Origin of the sequence: Dyella caseinilytica, assembly GCF_016865235.1 — a bacterium.
Classification (GTDB): Bacteria; Pseudomonadota; Gammaproteobacteria; order Xanthomonadales; family Rhodanobacteraceae; genus Dyella_B; species Dyella_B caseinilytica.
In genome coordinates this window covers 1,931,596-1,949,728 of the sequence record NZ_CP064030.1, presented here as the reverse complement: position 1 = coordinate 1,949,728, position 18,133 = coordinate 1,931,596, and the positions used below count along the sequence as shown (strand labels likewise).

Below are 18,133 nucleotides of genomic sequence, written 5' to 3'. Positions count from 1 at the left end.
TGGCAGGGTCGAAAGTACTGTTCGACAGGCTTTTAGCGCTGCGTTGCCACATCCTTCACCTGCCCATGCGTCGCGTGAATCGCCGCGGCAATCAAAGCCACGTCGTCCTCAATACCGAAATCCGGCGGGCGCGAATAGCCGAATCGCACCACCACCAGTTGTTCGGACGGCACGATGTAAATGCGTTGTCCCAGAAAACCACTGGCAAAGAAGCCGTCCTTGGGAAATCCATGTGCAACGCGCCACGCCGCGACCCGGCTGGGCCCGTCGTTGGTCCAGAAACCCGCGCCATAAGGCGTTCCCAAGGTCGAGCGCCGGGACCAGGCAACCCATCCTTCCGGAAGAATGCGCTGTCCATTCGGCGCGACACCGTCATGGAGATAAAGCTCGCCAAAGCGCGCATAGGTACGCGCCGGTGCATAGACATACGACGATCCGAAAAACACACCGCTGCCATCGAACTCCATCGTGAGGTTGCTCAGGTGAGCCGGCTCCAGCAACTCCTCCTCGGCAAAATCGCGCATGCCCTTGGCACCGCCACCGACGGTCTGTCCCATCAGTCGATCGATTATCAGAGTGTTGCCTGAGGTGTAATCCCATTCGCTACCGATCGGCACGCGCAAGGGCTGCTGCGCGGCATAACCAGCCATATCGTCATGCAGAAACTCCATCCGTCCGACCGGATCGAAACCCGAATCGCTCTCCTCGATATCCAGACCGCTGCGCATACGCAACAGATCTTCGATGGTGATGTGCGCGCGCGAATCGCCGGTGCGTTGCCATTCCGGTGCGCCCACCGGCTGATCCACCCGCAAGCGCCCTTGCCGCACCAGCACGCCAAGCAAGGCGTTGGTGAACGATTTGGCTACCGAATAACTCAGCAGGGGCGTATTCACGCCGAATCCCGGCGCATAGCGTTCGGCAATGACGTGACCATTCTTGACGATCACCACCGCCTTGACGTCCTTGATCGGTTCTCCGGGGTGTTCATCAAACACATGGTCCAGTGCGGTGTTGAGCGACGGATCGGTGCTCATAACAGGGCCCGCAGGAGCAAACCCATCGGATACCTCAGCCGGCAACAACGCGCGCGGCGCCGGTGCCGGTGGCGTGTCGGCAAACACCATCCGGCAACCATAACCCGGCGTGAAATGCGCGTGTGCATGAAACACGCCCAGGAACGTTGTTTCCACGCTTTGATCGGCGCGATCGATGCGGTAATGCACGAAACGTCCCAAGGGTTCGCCGATCACAGGACGCACCAATTCCTGCAGCGTCGCGTCGGGATCCAGGCCGGCCACGAAAGTCGCGGAGCACAGGTTATGCGCCGCCATGCCAGCCCCGACCAATGCTGCCCGGCCTGGGCGGCGGATCGCGATAAACGCGACAACGACAACCAGCAGCCCCACACCCGTTACTACCATCACGCGCTTCATCATGTCGTCATCCCCGCCGTCAATGCACCTGCATCGCAGCGTGCCATGGCTACCAAGGCATTGGCGTGGTGTTGGGACGAAAGCTGGCAGGCCTGGGACGAAGAGGCATCAACCGCTTACGCCTTAGCTCGTTTTTCGCTCGTCATCCCAGCTTTCGCTGGGATGACGATAAGGCGCCCAGAAAGATCACAGCTAGCATGAAAGGTTTTCTAATTTTGATGGAGTTATCCGGCAAATGCGCATCAAAGCCGCAACAACAAACCAGGCGGCAGGTTTTCCAAGTAGCGCCGCGTCCAGGTGACACGAGCATCATCGTCGAGCAGCAAGCGGTACTCCCCCTCCGGCCAGGGCTGTACTTCCCGAATGGCATCCAGGCGTACCAGCGTGGAGCGGTTGATGCGGGCAAAGCGTACGGGATTCAGGCGCAAAAGCATGTTTTCCAGGGTGCCACGTAAGCGATAGCAATGCCCCTCTGCGTACACATCCAGGTAGTTGCGACTGGACTCCATACGGCTGATGCGATCGATGCGAAGAAGCTGAGCGCTATCGTCAGCCTGCACCAGCAGGTGCTCCAGATAATGCATCGGCGCTGGCAAGGCTTCGAGCAATCCGTCGAGGCGCTTACCGATATCCTGCCGTGGCATCAGCCGTTCGCGCAGCCGCTGTATCAGGCGGTCGAAACGGTCCGGACTTACCGGCTTGAGCAAATAGTCGAAGGCATGCACGTCAAAAGCTTGCAACGCCCGATCATCGTGAGCTGTCACAAAGACGATTTCTGCGGGAAGTGGCTCGCCTAGTGCCTGCAACACGGCAAAGCCGTCCATGTCCGGCATGTTGATATCCAACAACACCACATCCGGCTGCTCGCGGGAGATCAGCGTCAAGGCATCACGGCCATTCGACGCTTCGCCTGCAATGTGCACATCTTCATAATGGGCCAGGTAACGTCGAAGCTTGTCTCGGGCGGGGGCTTCGTCATCGATAATGACCAGACGCAGGCTCACGCGGACGCTCCTTCACGATAAGGCAGCCACAATCGCACGCTGGCCTCCTGCCCTTCGTCGCGCGCCAGGCGCAAGCCTGCATGGCTGCCGTACAGGTGTTTCAACCGCGCTTCGATATTGCTCAGGCCAATGCCATGGCCGCTATGCGTATTTCCGCCACCGAGCGCAACAGGATTGCTTACGCGAAACTCCAGGTTTCCGTCACACCGTTGCACTGTTATCTCGACCTTCCGTATATCACCGCCACCGTGTTCGATCGCATTCTCCACCAGCGGTTGCAATACCAGAAAAGGCACCTGAGCTTTACCGAGGGCGGGATCCGTGTCGATATGGGCCATCAGTTGCTCGCCGAACCTTGCACGCTGGATATCCAGATACAACGCCAGTAGCCGCCATTCCTCCGACAAGCTGTGCTCCTGCGCTTTGGCGCTAAGTGTCGCGCGCAGCAGTTCACCGATGCGCGCGAGCATTTCATCGGCGACGCGCGGGTGTTCGTACATGATGGAAGAAATGGCGTTGAGCGCATTGAACAAAAAATGCGGATTGAGCTGTAGGCGCAGCGCATCCAGGCGTGCTTCCGACAGGGCCGATTCCAGTTGTGCCGCGCGCAGCTCACGCCGCTGCGCCGTACGGTAGCGGTCGATCAGCCACAGCACCACGGCCACCAGCAGGTAGTAGAAAACATCGCTGGGAAACTCCATCACGTAGCGCCAAAACATGACGCCATAGTCGTAGTGGCCCAGGCCCGCCAGCTGGAACAGCCATATACGCGAGCCCCAGGTCAGGCTGGTATGCAGCACCGATAGCAGCAGTACCAGCAGAACATGGCAGGCATAACGCATCCATCGATGTGTGAGCTGCCGGATGCGCCTGATCGCGGCGAACAGCACGGGCAGCATCAACCCGAAACTCAGGCTGCCGGTTAGCTCCTCGATCAGGTTAAAGGTAAACGACGCGGGGATGCCGTTTGCGACGTTGTTGAGGTAACGGTGCAGTGCATTCAACAAGCCGATCAGCGTGACCACGCCAAACCAAAGCCCCACCCACACGTCGGTGCGGCGCAGGGAACGGGTATCACTCAGCGACACATTGTCCAAGGATTCCACGCGTCCCCCATCACCCTGCAAGATGTGACAAGTCTATCCTCAATAATGTTGGCGGCACCCTGGCAGCGCCTTAGACTGCCAGCGACCCATGAACCGGCTACCGTCTTGCTCATTATCCATGGAGACCACACCCGTACGAACCATGGCTGGCCTCAGCCTATGATAGGCAACCTCCGGGGTTTACCACGGCCATGATGCTCGACACGACCGTAAAGACTCGCATCGCTCGCTTCTTTCGCCTTAGCGCACTCGGCCTGCGCGACGAACTGAAGCAATTGCGCCTCCGCGGCCCGCGTGCCCTGCTCTGTGCCGAAACAGTCGGCGCCGTGGTGCTATCGCTACTGCTTGCCGATGCATTCAATTTGAAGGATCGCTGGTGGGTGGCGATCAGCGCTTACGTCGTTGTCCGCGGCAGCTTGAAAGTTTCTCTGTGGCGTAGCCTCGACCGCATCGCCGGAACCCTCGTCGGCGCCGCGCTGAGTGCCTTGGCGATCAGCCTGACGCCCCATGACGAAGCATGGTTTGTGCTGCTGTTGGCGCTGTTCGCCGGGCTCGGCTTGTATCGGGCTATCGGCTCGCCGCGCAGCTACGCCTGGATTCTTGGCACGGTGACCGCACTGCTGGTGATGAGTGAGGCGCACCAGCTAGAGGGTCTTAGCGTCTACGAACTTGCCTTGCGCCGTGTTTGTGACGTTGCGGTCGGCATCAGCGCATCGATGGCTGTGGTTGTCGCCGTGCATCTTGCACGTGAACTCATGCGTCGTCTGCTGCCGCACGAGGAAGAAGAAGTGCCGGCAAGTATGCAAAGCTCCGCCGCCACGCAAGTTGGTACAACCACGGGCCTCGATCGGCACAGCTGGAAAATGCGCCGACTCCGCGCCCTGCAGGCCTCGCAAGGTGCCATCACCATAGGCGTACTTGGCTTGTTTGCCTTTCACCACGATTTGCCGTCGTTTCCGCAGACCCTTATTTCCATCACCGCGGTATTGCTGGTGCCGCTGCCTGCGCTGCTGCGCAAGCAGGGGGAAGATGACCTGGTGAGTTTGCGCATGGCCAATCGCGCGCTTGGCTGTCTTGCCGCAGCACTACTGGCGATCGTGCTTCTGCCGTTTATCGGCAACAAGCCCTGGCTTTGCATGATGACCCTCGCAGCGGGCGTATGGCTTGCCGCGCACGTGCAGGCAGGCTCAACAAATACCAGTTACCTGGGCACCCAGTTCGGTATCGGCTTCATCATGACCTTTGTGCAGGACGAACGCTGGTCCACCGATGCGACGGCGCCAGCGTTGCGCTTGCTCGGCATTCTGATCGGTCTGTCAGCGCTCACCTTGGTGATGTTTGCAACGACACGAATCAGGCTTTGGATCGTGTCGAGATATGCCAAAGACTAGGGTGTCGTGGCAAACAGATCTCACATGCGTAGGCGGCGATACAAACACGTTTTCACTCATGGACGATGTCGATCGTCCGCAGCCACGCCTCGGCCAGTTCAGGCCACCGCGTAATCGGAAGCTGCGTCGGCCGCAAGCCGAAGGCATGCCCTCCGTGTGCGTACAGATGCATTTCCACCGGCACACCAGCCTTCTTCAGCGCGGCGTAGTAAACCAGCGATTGGTTTACACCATCCGTGCTGTCGTCTTCTGCCTGTACTAAAAACGTAGGTGGTGTCTCATGAGAAATCGGAACGTTGGGATTCAACGTCCCATTATCGGTTGCCAGATGTCCCGGATAAATCGCCAGGGCAAAATCAGGACGACTGCTTTCTTTGTCGGCCGCATCGACCGGCTTATACAAGCTGCGTTTGAAATGCGTACTCACTTCCGCCACCAGATACCCTCCCGCTGAAAATCCGAGCACGCCAATCTTGTGGGGGTCGATGTGCCACTCCGTCGCATGAAAGCGCACCAGCCGCAACGTTCTTTGGGCATCCTCCAACGACGGCACCGATATCTCAAAATCGTGCGGACGGCAATCGCATTGCCAGACGTAAGGCACACCCGGGACGCGATACTTCAACAACACACACGTGATGCCTCTCGATGTCAGCCAGTCACACGCCTCGGTACCTTCGAGGTCCATAGCCAGAATCTGGAAACCGCCACCTGGAAAGACAACAACCGCCGCTCCAGTGTTCTTACCTGTAGGGGCATAGACCGTCATCGTGGGCTGGGAGACGTTACTTACCGCAATCAAAGGCTTGCCAGCGATGAGCGCTTTGGCATCTGTTTCGGCGTATTCCGGTCCTGGCACGGGCTTGGCATCAGGCACTGCTCCCGGCCATATCGGTATTTGCGAGTGTCCGGCGGCGGGCTGCCAAACGACCGTCTCCGCATACGCACTTCCCCATACAGCCAGCAGACACAGGGCAATCGTCCACAGCTTCATAACGCTCCTCCATGTTGGCGCGCGGCCAAGATCGCAAGATCGAGACAGGAAATCAGGTAGAACCCCTGTTGCAATTCTGCACGCCGTCTCGGCTTGGCAGCGGCCAGTCCTATGGATTTTTTCGGGCAAGCCAGTGGCGCACTCGTCTATGGTGCTTCTTTCGGAATGCTAGACTCGCTCAATGAACAAGCCAGCCAAACGCAGTTCATGGGGTAGTCCGCGTGCTTTTGCGGAGCTGGGCATGGCACTGTTCGTGCTGACCTTGATCGTCAACACCCATTCGCCGCTGGTTAAATCGGCCATGTTGGCGCTTTGGCTTACCGCCACCGCAGTGGGCTCATGCATCGTTTTGTGGCGCGTCTGGCAACACCGCGGGAAACCCGGATCGCCACCGCTAGGACAGACCGCTGCGCTTCCGCCCAAATGGCGCAAGTGGGTGCTGGGCGAAGTGGATGACGACAAGCAGGACACTAACAAGCGATAAAACCGCGCGACCAGTCGTCACCAAGCCCCGGCTTTTGCCGGGGCTACGAAGCTAAATGACGATAGTTTCAGTGTTGTAGACAGGTTCTACTTTGCACCAACGTAGTCGACCCGCCAGATCGAGTTCGATCCATCGTCCGTGACCAGCAAGGAACCGTCCGGTGCCGCTGTCACGCTCACCGGCCTTCCCCATACCTGTCCATTCGGCAAGACAAAGCCGGTCAGGAAATCCTCGTATTCCCCGCCAGCCTTGCTCGTATGATGCCGAGGAATGCGAATGACTTCGTAACCAACGCGCGTGGAACGATTCCAGGAACCGTGCTCGGCGGCGAACAGATCTCCCTTGTAAGACTCAGGAAAGCGGTTCGCTTCATAGAACGTGATCTGCAGCGATGCGTTATGCGGCTGCAAGATCACATCCGGCGTGATGACCTTGTCCTTCAGTTCCGGATGCTTGCCCGCGTGGCGCGGATCCTGGTGCGATCCCATGTACCACCACGGCCAACCGTAGAAACCACCTTCACGCACTGACGTGATGTAATCGGGTACCAGGTTGTCACCTAGGCCATCGCGTTCGTTCACGGTGGTCCACAGTTGTCCGTTCTGCGGATCGATCGCGATACCGGATGGATTGCGTATGCCCCATGCATAAACGCGCATATGCGAGCCATCCGGATCGTACGCCAGGATGTCCGCGCGGTTCTTCTCGGCCGGCGTGGTATCAGGATCGTCGACATTGGAACCCGATCCCACCGCGACATACATGGTCTTGTTATCGAGTGAGAACGCGACGTCGCGCGTCCAATGGCCTGGGCCATGCGGGAGATCGACCACATGCTCCGCCTTGCCCCGCGCCTGTAGATCACCATTGTGATAAGGGAAGCGCACTACCGCATCGGTATCACCGATATAAACCCACTGCGGATTCGGCCCCAGCGGATAGAACGCAATGCCATAGGGCCGGTTGAGATGCGTTGCGAACACCGATGTCTGCTGCGGCTTGCCGTCTGCGGTCATGCCGCGAAAGATACGGATCTGGCCCGTACCACTTTCCGCCAGGAAGATATCGCCATTCGGTGCCACGCGGATGACGCGTGGCGTGCCCAGGCCTTCTGCATACAGATTGACTTTGAAGCCTTCGGGCGCCTTCGGCATCACGCCATCAGGACGCGGTGCCATGGTCGGCCCATTGCCGGCGGATTCCGTGGCATAGGGCGGCGGCAGATCGTTCACGGTGATCTTTCGCACCTTGCCCGGTGATTCGTAACGGAAGTCGGTAAACGGCGGCTGTGGCGGCGGTGTCGTAATGGTGGATGCTATCGCCGCGGTTTGCTGCACGGGCACCGCTTTCGCCGTCGGCAAGGTTTTCAGGTAAGCAACAATCTGCCAACGCTGTTGCGCGGGCAAGGCCGCCCATGACGGCATGCCATTATTGACCGCGCCCCGGGTGATGAACCAGAACAAAGCACCATCAGTCGCCTGCTGAGTGGCGCCATGCGCCAGCCCCGGAATATTGCCGCTACCCTGCCCGCTGCCGCCATGACAGCTGGCGCAATGCGCGGCATACAGCTGACCGCCAGCGCTGATCGCCGCCGGCTGGCCTTGATAGGGATTCACCACCGAGGATGCTGCACTGGGCGCATCATGAAACGCGGTCGTATCGGCCGCAGCACAAGCAGCACTTACAGCCCAGCCGGAAAGGCCTGCGACAAACGCAACACATAGGGGAGAAAACGAGGACAACCTAATGAACGCGTGCTTGGCCATAACCTTTCTCTGCTTGCTGCAATGAAAACGGTAACGACGCTATCCCTGTCTTGAAACCTGCTGTATCGGGTGCGGGAGCCGCTATGCTCAGAACCGCCCGATACATCCGCCAATTGTCGGACCACAAGCATGACAGAACGATGCCCGATGCTGCGGAAAAATTGCCCGATCGCGCGAATTCCGTCTATGCGCGGGCGGGTCCGCGTACCCCTAGTACCAACAGCCATAAGCCGATGACAATCTCGTAGATGCCGGCCGGCATATAAAAATTCGTGCCGATCGGATAATCCGGACGAACGATGGTCAAAATGTTTCCAATCAGCATCGCGGCATACGCCAACACGCCAAAGCCAGCCAGCAGCCGCGGAATGTAGCGCGACTTGAACAACAGCCAGCTAAAGACAAGGCAGCCCAACGCCAGAAAGATCATGCCAATGTTGTAGCCAGCATCGTGCGTGTCGTTGAACAGCCAGACCAGATCCTGCAACTGCTCGCTGGAAAACACCTTTGCATAACGTGGATCGGTCAGCAGCAGCAACATGGTGAAACTGTTGAGCGTTATGACGCCGAGCACGGCTGCTTCCGCCACACGCCAGAATGCCGCCAGCAAGGCCAGATTGCGGCCCACCGGCCTCAACAGCACATACAGAGCAACAGCGATGGCGATATCGCCGGTAAAGGCGGCCAGGTCGCTGACAATGCCAAGCCGGAAAAGCGGTAAGGACCCGAGAATATTGCTGGCTGTCTTTGCAGGATCATCGTTCGCAATCAGACTGCCGCGGCCGCCGAATTCGCCGAAGACACCACATACCATCAGTAGCATGTATAGGGCACCGGCTATCCTGGCAGCCTTGCGCTGGGACACATCAACCACTGCGACCGTCATATCACCCTCGTCAGCAATGACAAAGCAACATACAGAACGGCTGTGCCTATGGGACGCCCGTGCTCACAGATCGGATAACGCTAGCACCGATCCGGCTCGATACGAGTGCTGATAGTCATCAACGATTACTTCGGCTTCGTTTTGTCTTTGACCGCTTTGGCCCTGGATGCCGTCTTCTTTGCCGCAGCGCGCTTGCGCGTGGAGAGCCGCGGCGGACGCGCCTCACTGGTGACTGCTTTCAAACGCTCTTCGTAATGCTCGGCAAACTCAGGGAAGCTCACGTCATAGATGGCGCAGAACTCGCGGATCTGCACCAGATCCACACCGCGTCGTCCCACTTCCACCGCCGACACATAAGTCTGCGGCCGGCCCAAGGCCTTGGCGGCTTCCGCCTGAGTGAGATCAGCCTCGCGGCGCAAATCGAAAAGCAGGGTCACCAGCTCGCGATGTTCCGCTGAATGAATGCCCTTTCGCTTCATAACCGTCCTTCTTCAGGTCGGCGACGACGTTATTACTCGCCTTACGGTTACGCGAAAGTCAGTTTTTTACCTGTATTACGATTACAAAAAGAACTAGACTGGTATGACCGACATGCAGGTTCGCCAAGCCGACCACCGGCAGGCAGGATCCGGCAACCAATGAAATATCCCTTCTATTTCAAAGTGATATGATCATGACCAACAAGCCCACTGCCTCCCTTCACACATCTCGATCAGGTCGCCACGTAGTCACCGAGGAGGCGTATGCAGGCCTCTGCAGCGTCCGCGACGAGTTGCGCCTGTTCGCCGCCGTTGCCGCACGACAGGCGGCGCGCAATCCGGAAGTACTGATCTGCCGCAACACGCTCGCCCATTGCTTTGATCATCTCGCCCAGCGCGTCGACAGCGCTGTGGCTCTTCTTGCCAATAACACAGCGGAATAACGCTAGCGCGCGTGTCATGAAGGATTCTTGCATGCCGTGAAAGACTGATGACCGCATGGCATAGCTTCGCCGGGGACGGCTTCGGCATTACAGTTGTATGCATCCCCAGCTAACGGTGGTTCGTTACGCTTCCCACCGACACAGGAATCACTGGTCATGCCGACTCATCACTCGTCCGCACTCGATCTGCTTGGAATCCAGGTCCCCATCATTCAGGCACCGATGGCAGGTGTATCGTCGCCCGCGATGGCCGCGGCGGTGAGCAACCAAGGCGGCCTTGGTTCGATGGGTGTAGGCGCCATGACAGCAACGCAGGCCAGGGATGCCATCCATCAATTCCGGGCGCTGAGCAGCGGGCCACTCAATATCAATGTGTTCACCCATCGCCCGGCGCAGGCCGATCCGCATAAAGAACAGGCGTGGCTGCAGCGATTGAGCGCGGAATTTGCACGAACCGGTGCCAAGCCTCCGCAAGCCTTGCGCGAGATTTACACGTCCTTTCTTGTCGATTACGACATGTTGACGATGCTGCTGGAGGAAAAACCAAGCGTTGTAAGCTTTCACTTCGGGCTGCCACACCAAGACCAGATCGAAGCCTTGCACAAGGCTGGCATCACATTGATGGCCGCCGCGACAAACGTGGAAGAAGCGCTGGCGATCGAAGCCGCGGGTATCGACGCTGTGGTCGCTCAAGGTTACGAAGCAGGCGGCCACCGCGGCATGTTTAATCCGGACGCCGAAGACAGCCGTCTTGGCACGTTTGCCCTTACACGCGTGCTGGCAAAAACAGTCAAGGTCCCTGTGATTGCTGCAGGCGGCATCATGGATGGCAAAGGCATTGCCGCAGTATTGGCGTTGGGCGCGAGCGCCGCGCAATTGGGTACGGCCTTCATAGCCACCGATGAATCACTGGCAGATGCTGGTTTCCGCCAAACCCTTTTCAGCGACGCCGCGCATCACACCGTGATGACGCGCGTGATTTCTGGACGCCCGGCCCGCTGTCTCGCCAACGCATTCACGCGCTGGGGCGCTACCGTGCCCGACGCGGACGTGCCCGACTACCCGATAACCTACGACGCTGGCAAATCACTCAACGCGGCAGGCAAGGCCGCCGGCCAAAGTGGATACGGGGCGCAGTGGGCTGGTCAGGGGGCTCCGCTGGCCCGTAGCATGACCACGCAAGCATTGATGCAAACACTCAAGGCCGAACTGGACCAGGCCACGCGCTGAGCTGATACCCGCCCCTTTCCTACTTTGCATCGGCGTGCTGTGTGCCCGCGTGTGCAGTGCAGGCGTTGTGCTGTTTCGGCCTCACGCGCCACACGGTCCCGCGAGACGATTCACACCTTTCAAGGTCCCCCGCACCTGTAGCACACTGCTGCAGGCAATGACGCTGCACGCACGCGAGGCTCCTATGGACCGCATCGATGCCATGAAAGTCTTTGTGGCTGCCCTTGATGAGGGCAGTCTTGCGGGAGCGAGTCGCAAAACCGGACGTTCGGCCGCCGCAGTAAGCCGCGCCATTGCCTTTCTGGAAGCGCATGTCGGTGTGCCTTTGCTACACCGGACAACGCGTTCGATAAAACTTAGCGAAGCCGGCGAACGTTATGCAACCGCGTGCCGAAAGCTACTGATGGACCTTGAGGAGGCCGACCGCAACGCGGCGGGCGAACGGTCCGTGCCACGCGGCACGCTCACTATCACAGCGACCGTCTTCGCGGGCGTGGAATTGTTGCGCCCCATCGTGGACGCCTTCATGGATGAATACCCCACCGTCAGCGTGCGCATGTATCTGCTCGAGCGCCCGGTTAACCTGATCGACGAAGGCATGGACCTGGCCTTGCGTATCACGCATCTGGCTGACTCGACATTGGTCGCTCAACGCATTGCCGAAGTGCGCAGGGTTATCGTCGCGTCACCGCGCTATCTGGCGACGCATCCACGTATCGTGGAGCCTGCCGATCTGGCCAAGCATTCGATCATCGCCATGCAGCACATGGGTCAGGATTCCTGGAGTTTTCCGCCGCTTGAAGGGTCCTCGGTGCCTCGTGCCGTTTCTTTCACGCCGCGGCTGGTGGTCAATAACGTACGTGCAGCCGTCGGATCGGCGGTGGAAGGACACGGCGTTACGCGCCTGCTGTCCTATCACGTGGCCTCCGAAATCAAACAGGATCAGCTGCGCATTGTTCTTGCCGATGCAGAACTGCCCCCATTTCCAGTCCATCTCGTTTCACCGTATGGGCGTCTGTCCGTACCGAAGGTGCGCGCCTTTGTCGATTTCGCATTGCCGCGCCTGCGTGCGCGATTTGCGTGCCTGATCAAGGATGCTGAAACCAAGCCTGATGCGCCGATTCCACCGCGGCGCGGAAGAGTGTTTGCCGAATAGCAGGGATTCGCTAATCCCGTCCTCGCTCCTAGATTAGACACGTCGGCGCCACCGGGCCCGATCGGCATCGCTAAATCTTTTCTAGGAGTCACACACTATGAACACGCAACGCAAAGTCGCTATTGTTACCGGCGCATCGCAAGGCATCGGCGCAGGGCTGGTCAAGGCATTTCGCGATCGCGATTATCGCGTTATCGCCAATTCCCGTTCGATCAAACCATTCAGCGATCCGGATGTGCTGGCGATACCTGGCGATATTACCGACCGCTCGGTTGCCGAGCGCATTGTGCGCGAAGCCATGTCGCACTTCGGCCGCATCGATACACTGGTCAACAACGCCGGCGTCTTTGTCGCCAAACCTTTCACGGACTACACGGCAGAAGATTACGCCAACACTCTGGCCATCAACCTCAATGGCTTTTTCCATATCACGCAATTGGCCACGACGGAGATGGTGAAGCAAGGCAGCGGCCACATCGTGAACATCACCACCACCCTGGCTGACTACGCGATCGAAGGCGTGCCCTCCGTGCTGGCATCGTTGACCAAGGGTGGACTCAACGCAGCGACCAAGTCATTGGCGATCGAGTACGCCAAGCGTGGCGTTCGCGTCAATGCGGTCGCTCCTGGCGTCATCAAGACGCCCATGCACTCGCCAGAAACACATGCTGCGCTCGCTTCATTGCATCCGGTCGGCCGCATGGGCGAGATCAGCGACGTCGTCGAAGCGATTCTTTATCTGGAATCGGCCGGCTTCGTCACGGGCGAAATCCTGCATGTCGATGGTGGCCAGAGCGCCGGTCACTGATCCCTACCCGATAGCTATAGCCACGAGGTAAACCATCATGCCTATCGTCCACATCACCATCACCCGCGAAGGGTCCGGCCCAGGCCGCAATGCCGCCACGGCTGAAGAAAAGGCAGCATTGATCAAGGGCGCCAGCCAGTTGCTGCTCGACGTTCTGAACAAGCCGCTCGACGCGACCTTTGTCGTCATTGAAGAAGTAGAACTGGAAAATTTCGGATGGGGTGGCTTGCCAGTCCCCGAATTCCGAAAGCAACTGGCAAAAAAGTCCCACGGAGCACCGACAGCGCCCGAATAATCCGGCACTGATACTTGCCGCTCACCGCACCGGCATACGCTCGAAGGATGGCAGTCCATCCGGCACATGGTGGAAAGGCTGCTTGTCGACGGTGAAAATCGCCATCTGCGGATGGCCGTATAGGGCTGGATCATCGAGCGGTCCAGCCTTCAACACCACCAAGGTGGGCAGGTCTTTGCGCAGCGTGACCAGGTGAGTGCCGCATTCGCCACAGAACTCCCGTGTCACCGGATGCTCAAGGTCACTGCGCGTGAACGACCTTGGCGAGCCTTGCGTATAGCGGAAGCCCTCACGCGGCATAAGCAAAAACATCTGCGGCGCACCACCGCTGATGTATTGGCATTCGCGGCAATGGCACTGCCCTTTCATCACCGCCTTCCCTTCGGCGATATAGCGTACCGCGCCGCAATAGCAACCACCTTGAAGTTTCAACACGTCGTCTTGCTGATTCGCGCTCATACATCAATGCTCCGCATCAAAAAAGCACCTGTCCCCGGCAAGCATGTTTCAAACAAGACGTCCGGGACCATCACAGGCTTAACATGATGCGCAGCCTGTGGATGGGTGACAAGTGACTTACTTCATGGCTGCGGTAGCAATTCCAGATTCTGTATCGTTACCGGCAACGGGGTGCCCTGCACAAAAGGCGCGGCGGGTGTCAGCTCCACTTGCATCGCATAAGGATGGGTTGAGCGATCACGACGAATGCGGACGGTCTTGCTGGCGGTACTCGTTTGCCCCGATGTGGCGCTGTCCAGATTCAAAGCATAACGTTGCCCGTCGACCCAGAGATCCAGTGTCGAGCGCTGTTGCGGTGGTGTGTAGTGCAGCGTGAGCGAATAGTTCGCTGCATTCGCATCAAGCTGCCAGCTCAGCTTATAAAGCGTGGAAGGGGCCTCATAACCCTCGCCGTTGTAATTGAGATAGTGCTCTGCTTGTGCCGGCTGCAGATGGAAGCTGCCATCCTTCGCAGCGGCCATGGCCTCAGGGCGAACACGCAGTGCGCCATCGAAGGGCAACACGATGACCGGCATGAATGTGTCGATGTTGCCACCATCCGAATCGGACTTGGGCCAGCCTGCGAGCTGATCCAGCGCAATGGAGACATCATCGCCATGACGCTGAATCGCGACCGATGATTCAGACGATCCCAGCCGGTACGCACGGCCAAATGCCGTATCCGCGGCACCGGGCAGATGAAGCTGGTGATCCGCCGGCATCTTTGCGATAAACAGATAGACCGCGTGCGGCCCCACCGTCGCATAACCAAAATCCAGCGCAGCAAAGGGTTGCTTGCGGGTGCCATAAATGGCTTCTCCGTTGTGCTTCAGCCACTCGCCGATGCCCTGCAGCACTTGCGCTTCGTAAGGCACCACCGAGCCATCGCCTTCCGGCCCGATGTTGAGAATGTAATTACCGCCCTGGCTGACCACCCTGACCAGTCGCGTGATGTTCTCGCGAATCTTGCCCGGCAAATCGGTGCGCACTTGCCATGAGCGATAGCCCCACGTTTCCGGGAACATGGATGCGGGCGCTTGCCACGGCATTTCCATGGCCACGTTGGGCTCGGCGTTATCGCCCATCACGGCAAAATTCCCTTCGTAGTTCCACACGCGCCCGGAGATCATGGTTTGCGGCTGCAGTCCATGCACCGTTTCGGCAAAATGCCGGCTTTGCGCAGGCGTGGGCTTGCCCATGTCGAACCAGATTTCGGAGATGGGTCCGTAATGGCTCATCAGCTCCTTAAGCTGAGCTACGTTGAAAGCCTCCTGCCCCGGCGTGATCGGATTGCTGTTGCCGTCGATATACGTATTGCCACCCGGATGATGCCAGTCGATGGTGGAGTAGTAGACGCCAAACTTCAGGCCACCGCGCGCGCAAGCATCGGCAAGCTGCTTGACGATGTCCTGGTGATAAGGCGTGTCATCCACCGTGTTGTAAGGCGTCTGCGCGGTGTGGAAAAGATTGAATCCATCGTGATGCTTGGCGGTAATCACGATGAACTTCATGCCCGCCGCCTTGGCCAAGGCCACGATCGCATCCGGATCAAAGTGCACCGGATCGAAATGCGATGCCAACGCTTCGTATTCCTTCATCGGAATCGGGCCGTTGGCCATAATCTGCTCGCTGTAACCGTTGTTCACGCGCTGCCCGTTCCACATCCCGCCAGCCAGCGAATACAGGCCGAAGTGGATGAACATACCGAACTTGCGGTCCTGCCAGGCTTTGATGGTTTCCGTGCTGGGGCCCGGTCCTGGCTGCGGCTGGGGTTCATCGAGCTGACGACTCGTCACCGCCATCGAGGTGACCGGCTGAGCCGGCGACGCGTCTGCCCAAAGATTTTGTGAACAACCCGCCATACCGATCAGCAGCCATAAGGCGGCCTGCTTGCCTGCAACACTCTTCCCCATGCGCCACGCTTCCTTCGTCATTCAAGATGATGGAACCCCGACTTTACCCGTTAAGACCGTAAACGGGGACAAAAGCGGATGCCATATCTCGCCAAGCGCGTTGCCGGTCGGCGCGCAACGCTCACGGCGAACGCCTGGATCTGCGCCCTTTCCGGCGGCGCCCGGCTATTTTCGGAGTTTTCTGATACAGACCGAGGCCCATCGCTTGGACACTACGTACATCCCTCGCCGGAATGGAATTCAGCGACGACTGCTTAGGGGGTCATTCCGATGTGGCAGACCACTCATTTCTTTAGTGACCATGGCGCCATCCAACTCGCTTCCGAACTGCGCGCCCTGCACCACCATGTATGGCATGCGCTGCTGACGAGACTTGCCAATCCGGCCATCGTCGAGCCCGTGCTGCTGGCCGCGGCAACCATCCTGTTTGTGCTGGCCTGTCTTGGCCTGATCCTGGTCGGTGGGGCGTATGCGCATTGACGTACCCGACGACGTACTGGAGAAATGGCAGAACATCGTTGACACCATGGCCAAGTTAATCGCCGCGCCGGCGAGCTTGATCATGCGTGTGGTCGACAACGATATCCAGGTGTTTGTTTCCAGTAAAACCGCTGGCAATCCTTATCGTGTTGGCGACCGCGAGCGCCTGCATCAGTCCGGGCTTTATTGCGAAACGGTCATCCGCAGCGATCACCACTTGCTTGTCCCCAATGCGCTGGAGGACGACGACTGGAAGAACAACCCGGATATCAAGCTCAACATGATTTCCTATCTGGGCTTTCCGATTCGCTGGCCAGATAGAACCCCTTTCGGCACGATCTGTGTGCTGGACAACAAGACAAACGCCTATTCCGATCTGCATGAAAACCTGCTGATGCAGTTCCGCGATGTCATCGAGCAACATCTGCAATTGATTCACATGAACGTGCAGCTCGGTATTGCCAAAGCGGAAATGGAGGTTCTGAATCACCAACTTCAGATATTAGCCTCCACGGACAGCTTGACCGGCACGCTCAATCGCCGCCGCTTCGATGAAATCTTCGAAACGGAATGGCGACGTGCCGCTCGCGAAAAGACCGCGCTGAGCCTGCTGCTGATCGACGTCGATCACTTCAAGCACATCAACGACGACTTCGGCCACCTGCGCGGTGACGATGCTCTGAAAATGGTAGCCCTGGTGCTGCGAACGATGGCCGCCAGGGCTGGTGATGTGGTGGCGCGTTATGGCGGCGAGGAATTCGCCGTGCTGTTGCCAAATACGTCATCGGAACACGCGCAGCAACTCGCCGAATCCATACGCCGCGCCATTGCCAGAACCGTGCTGTTCAAAGTGGAAGGCGGCGATATCACCAGCACCGTCTGTATTGGCATTGCCAGCCAGGTACCCAGCCATGCCGGCGACCCGCACAGCATGCTGCAGGCCGCAGATACAGCGCTGTACCGGGCCAAGCTGAGTGGACGCAACCGGGTTGAGATCTGAAACCGCCTGTTACGGACCGCGTTAAAAAGATGCCGCAGCGCGTGACTTTGTGACCATGGGCGCCTCCGGCCGCCGATCGCTAACCGACACATTCAGCACAGCGAAGAAGGTCCCGATGCACACCAGAGCAAAGCCGGAAGGCATCCTGGACAACACCAACGCCGCCTTGGCCGCCCCATACCAGGAATGCGGGTTATTCAGGTAAGCGGACGCGTCCGGGAAGAAATCCCGCAACCAGAACATCACGGTGGGCTGATCTGTCCAATAGCCGTCGTGCAGCCAGCGCAGTATCTGGAACCCCAGCCACAGCACAGCACCCATATTCAGCGTCACCGCCGCCAGCCACAGACAAAGCGCCATCACGCTTCGGGTTATCTGATCAATACGTGCGAACGTCATACCATTTCCCGGATTCACATCCCCGGGAAATGGCATGCATATTCTGTGCCCATCAGCCGGTGTACCAGCGCAGAACCTGTGCAATCAGTTCTCATCACCGTTACACCGCCTGATTGCCTCCCTGCGTGCGCTGTCATATTCAGACTGGGTCATCGCGCCCGAGTTGAGCGCCGTTTGCAGGTCAGTCAGCTGTTTGCCGCAGGTACCGCTGTTCTGGGCGATGGCTCTTGATCCGCCGCAAGCGGCAAGAGACAGACAAAGACTTACTAGTGTCGTAGCCAGCAATAACTTGGTCATGTCGTAACTCCGGTTGGCGAGTGAATGGCATGCCGTGCGCATGACATAGCAAGGATCCTGCAACTCGA

20 protein-coding genes are annotated in these 18,133 nt (G+C 58.6%); 9 read left to right on the top strand and 11 right to left on the bottom strand.

The window, feature by feature from the left end:
* Positions 1-32 precede the first annotated feature (32 nt).
* From ISN74_RS08615 to ISN74_RS08605, 3 genes are all read right to left on the bottom strand, one after another.
* Positions 33-1,439: a serine hydrolase domain-containing protein gene (locus ISN74_RS08615; RefSeq protein ID WP_188798934.1), complete on the bottom strand. Its 1,407-nt coding sequence runs from the start codon at positions 1,437-1,439 to the stop codon at positions 33-35.
* A gap of 239 nt (positions 1,440-1,678) precedes the next feature.
* Positions 1,679-2,440 (bottom strand): LytR/AlgR family response regulator transcription factor, encoded by a 762-nt coding sequence (locus ISN74_RS08610; RefSeq protein ID WP_188798933.1) that lies wholly within the window; start codon positions 2,438-2,440, stop codon positions 1,679-1,681.
* Positions 2,437-3,546, bottom strand: coding sequence for a sensor histidine kinase (locus tag ISN74_RS08605; RefSeq protein WP_188798932.1), 1,110 nt, complete (start codon positions 3,544-3,546; stop codon positions 2,437-2,439). Before ISN74_RS08605 ends, ISN74_RS08610 begins: the two co-directional genes overlap by 4 nt.
* 191 nt (positions 3,547-3,737) lie before the next feature.
* Between ISN74_RS08605 and ISN74_RS08600 the strand changes: the two genes are divergently transcribed.
* Positions 3,738-4,937: an FUSC family protein gene (locus ISN74_RS08600; RefSeq protein ID WP_188798931.1), complete on the top strand. Its 1,200-nt coding sequence runs from the start codon at positions 3,738-3,740 to the stop codon at positions 4,935-4,937.
* Positions 4,938-4,989: 52 nt separating this feature from the next.
* Here ISN74_RS08600 and ISN74_RS08595 read toward each other — a convergent pair whose 3' ends face one another.
* Positions 4,990-5,931, bottom strand: a complete 942-nt coding sequence (locus ISN74_RS08595; RefSeq protein WP_188798930.1) for an alpha/beta hydrolase — start codon at positions 5,929-5,931, stop codon at positions 4,990-4,992.
* 181 nt (positions 5,932-6,112) lie between these two features.
* Here ISN74_RS08595 and ISN74_RS08590 point away from each other — a divergent pair, with 181 nt between their 5' ends.
* Positions 6,113-6,415, top strand: a complete 303-nt coding sequence (locus tag ISN74_RS08590; protein ID WP_188798929.1) for a hypothetical protein — start codon at positions 6,113-6,115, stop codon at positions 6,413-6,415.
* An 86-nt stretch (positions 6,416-6,501) separates the two neighbouring features.
* Here the strand turns inward: ISN74_RS08590 and ISN74_RS08585 are convergent, their stop codons facing one another.
* The 3 genes from ISN74_RS08585 to ISN74_RS08575 all read right to left on the bottom strand — a co-directional run bounded on the left by ISN74_RS08585 (position 6,502) and on the right by ISN74_RS08575 (position 9,546).
* The gene (locus tag ISN74_RS08585) at positions 6,502-8,031 is read right to left on the bottom strand and encodes a PQQ-dependent sugar dehydrogenase (RefSeq protein ID WP_229679089.1); all 1,530 of its coding nucleotides are present in this window, start codon (positions 8,029-8,031) and stop codon (positions 6,502-6,504) included.
* A gap of 334 nt (positions 8,032-8,365) precedes the next feature.
* Positions 8,366-9,067 carry a DUF4386 domain-containing protein gene (locus ISN74_RS08580; protein ID WP_188798927.1) on the bottom strand — a complete coding sequence of 234 codons (702 nt, stop codon included), beginning with the start codon at positions 9,065-9,067 and terminating at the stop codon, positions 8,366-8,368.
* 125 nt (positions 9,068-9,192) lie between these two features.
* Complete coding sequence (locus ISN74_RS08575; protein ID WP_188798926.1) at positions 9,193-9,546, bottom strand: helix-turn-helix domain-containing protein; 354 nt, start codon at positions 9,544-9,546, stop codon at positions 9,193-9,195.
* 188 nt (positions 9,547-9,734) lie between these two features.
* Here ISN74_RS08575 and ISN74_RS21330 point away from each other — a divergent pair, with 188 nt between their 5' ends.
* From ISN74_RS21330 to ISN74_RS08550, 5 genes are all read left to right on the top strand, one after another.
* Positions 9,735-9,989, top strand: a complete 255-nt coding sequence (locus tag ISN74_RS21330) for an XAC0095 family protein (RefSeq protein ID WP_425488834.1) — start codon at positions 9,735-9,737, stop codon at positions 9,987-9,989.
* Between the two features lie 156 nt (positions 9,990-10,145).
* On the top strand, positions 10,146-11,219 hold the full coding sequence (locus tag ISN74_RS08565; RefSeq protein WP_188798924.1) for an NAD(P)H-dependent flavin oxidoreductase: 1,074 nt from the start codon (positions 10,146-10,148) through the stop codon (positions 11,217-11,219).
* A gap of 184 nt (positions 11,220-11,403) precedes the next feature.
* Positions 11,404-12,375, top strand: coding sequence for a LysR family transcriptional regulator (locus ISN74_RS08560; RefSeq protein ID WP_188798923.1), 972 nt, complete (start codon positions 11,404-11,406; stop codon positions 12,373-12,375).
* Between the two features lie 97 nt (positions 12,376-12,472).
* On the top strand, positions 12,473-13,183 hold the full coding sequence (locus tag ISN74_RS08555) for an SDR family NAD(P)-dependent oxidoreductase (RefSeq protein ID WP_188798922.1): 711 nt from the start codon (positions 12,473-12,475) through the stop codon (positions 13,181-13,183).
* A 37-nt stretch (positions 13,184-13,220) separates the two neighbouring features.
* Positions 13,221-13,478, top strand: a complete 258-nt coding sequence (locus ISN74_RS08550) for a tautomerase family protein (protein ID WP_188798921.1) — start codon at positions 13,221-13,223, stop codon at positions 13,476-13,478.
* 21 nt (positions 13,479-13,499) lie between these two features.
* Here ISN74_RS08550 and ISN74_RS08545 read toward each other — a convergent pair whose 3' ends face one another.
* Positions 13,500-13,937 carry a GFA family protein gene (locus ISN74_RS08545; RefSeq protein WP_203546727.1) on the bottom strand — a complete coding sequence of 146 codons (438 nt, stop codon included), beginning with the start codon at positions 13,935-13,937 and terminating at the stop codon, positions 13,500-13,502.
* A 122-nt stretch (positions 13,938-14,059) separates the two neighbouring features.
* A complete protein-coding gene (locus tag ISN74_RS08540) occupies positions 14,060-15,889 on the bottom strand; it encodes an alpha-L-fucosidase (protein ID WP_229679087.1) in 1,830 nt (609 codons plus the stop codon).
* 270 nt (positions 15,890-16,159) lie between these two features.
* Here ISN74_RS08540 and ISN74_RS08535 point away from each other — a divergent pair, with 270 nt between their 5' ends.
* Positions 16,160-16,369, top strand: coding sequence for a hypothetical protein (locus ISN74_RS08535; protein ID WP_188798920.1), 210 nt, complete (start codon positions 16,160-16,162; stop codon positions 16,367-16,369).
* Entirely contained in the window at positions 16,359-17,369 is a 1,011-nt protein-coding gene (locus tag ISN74_RS08530) for a sensor domain-containing diguanylate cyclase (protein WP_188798919.1), read from the top strand. The genes ISN74_RS08535 and ISN74_RS08530 overlap by 11 nt, the downstream gene beginning before the upstream one ends.
* Before the next feature lie 21 nt (positions 17,370-17,390).
* Here the strand turns inward: ISN74_RS08530 and ISN74_RS08525 are convergent, their stop codons facing one another.
* Together ISN74_RS08525 and ISN74_RS08520 are read right to left on the bottom strand one after the other, a co-directional pair.
* Positions 17,391-17,768, bottom strand: coding sequence for a hypothetical protein (locus ISN74_RS08525; protein WP_188798918.1), 378 nt, complete (start codon positions 17,766-17,768; stop codon positions 17,391-17,393).
* A gap of 84 nt (positions 17,769-17,852) precedes the next feature.
* The gene (locus ISN74_RS08520) at positions 17,853-18,065 is read right to left on the bottom strand and encodes a hypothetical protein (RefSeq protein ID WP_188798917.1); all 213 of its coding nucleotides are present in this window, start codon (positions 18,063-18,065) and stop codon (positions 17,853-17,855) included.
* Positions 18,066-18,133 lie beyond the last annotated feature (68 nt).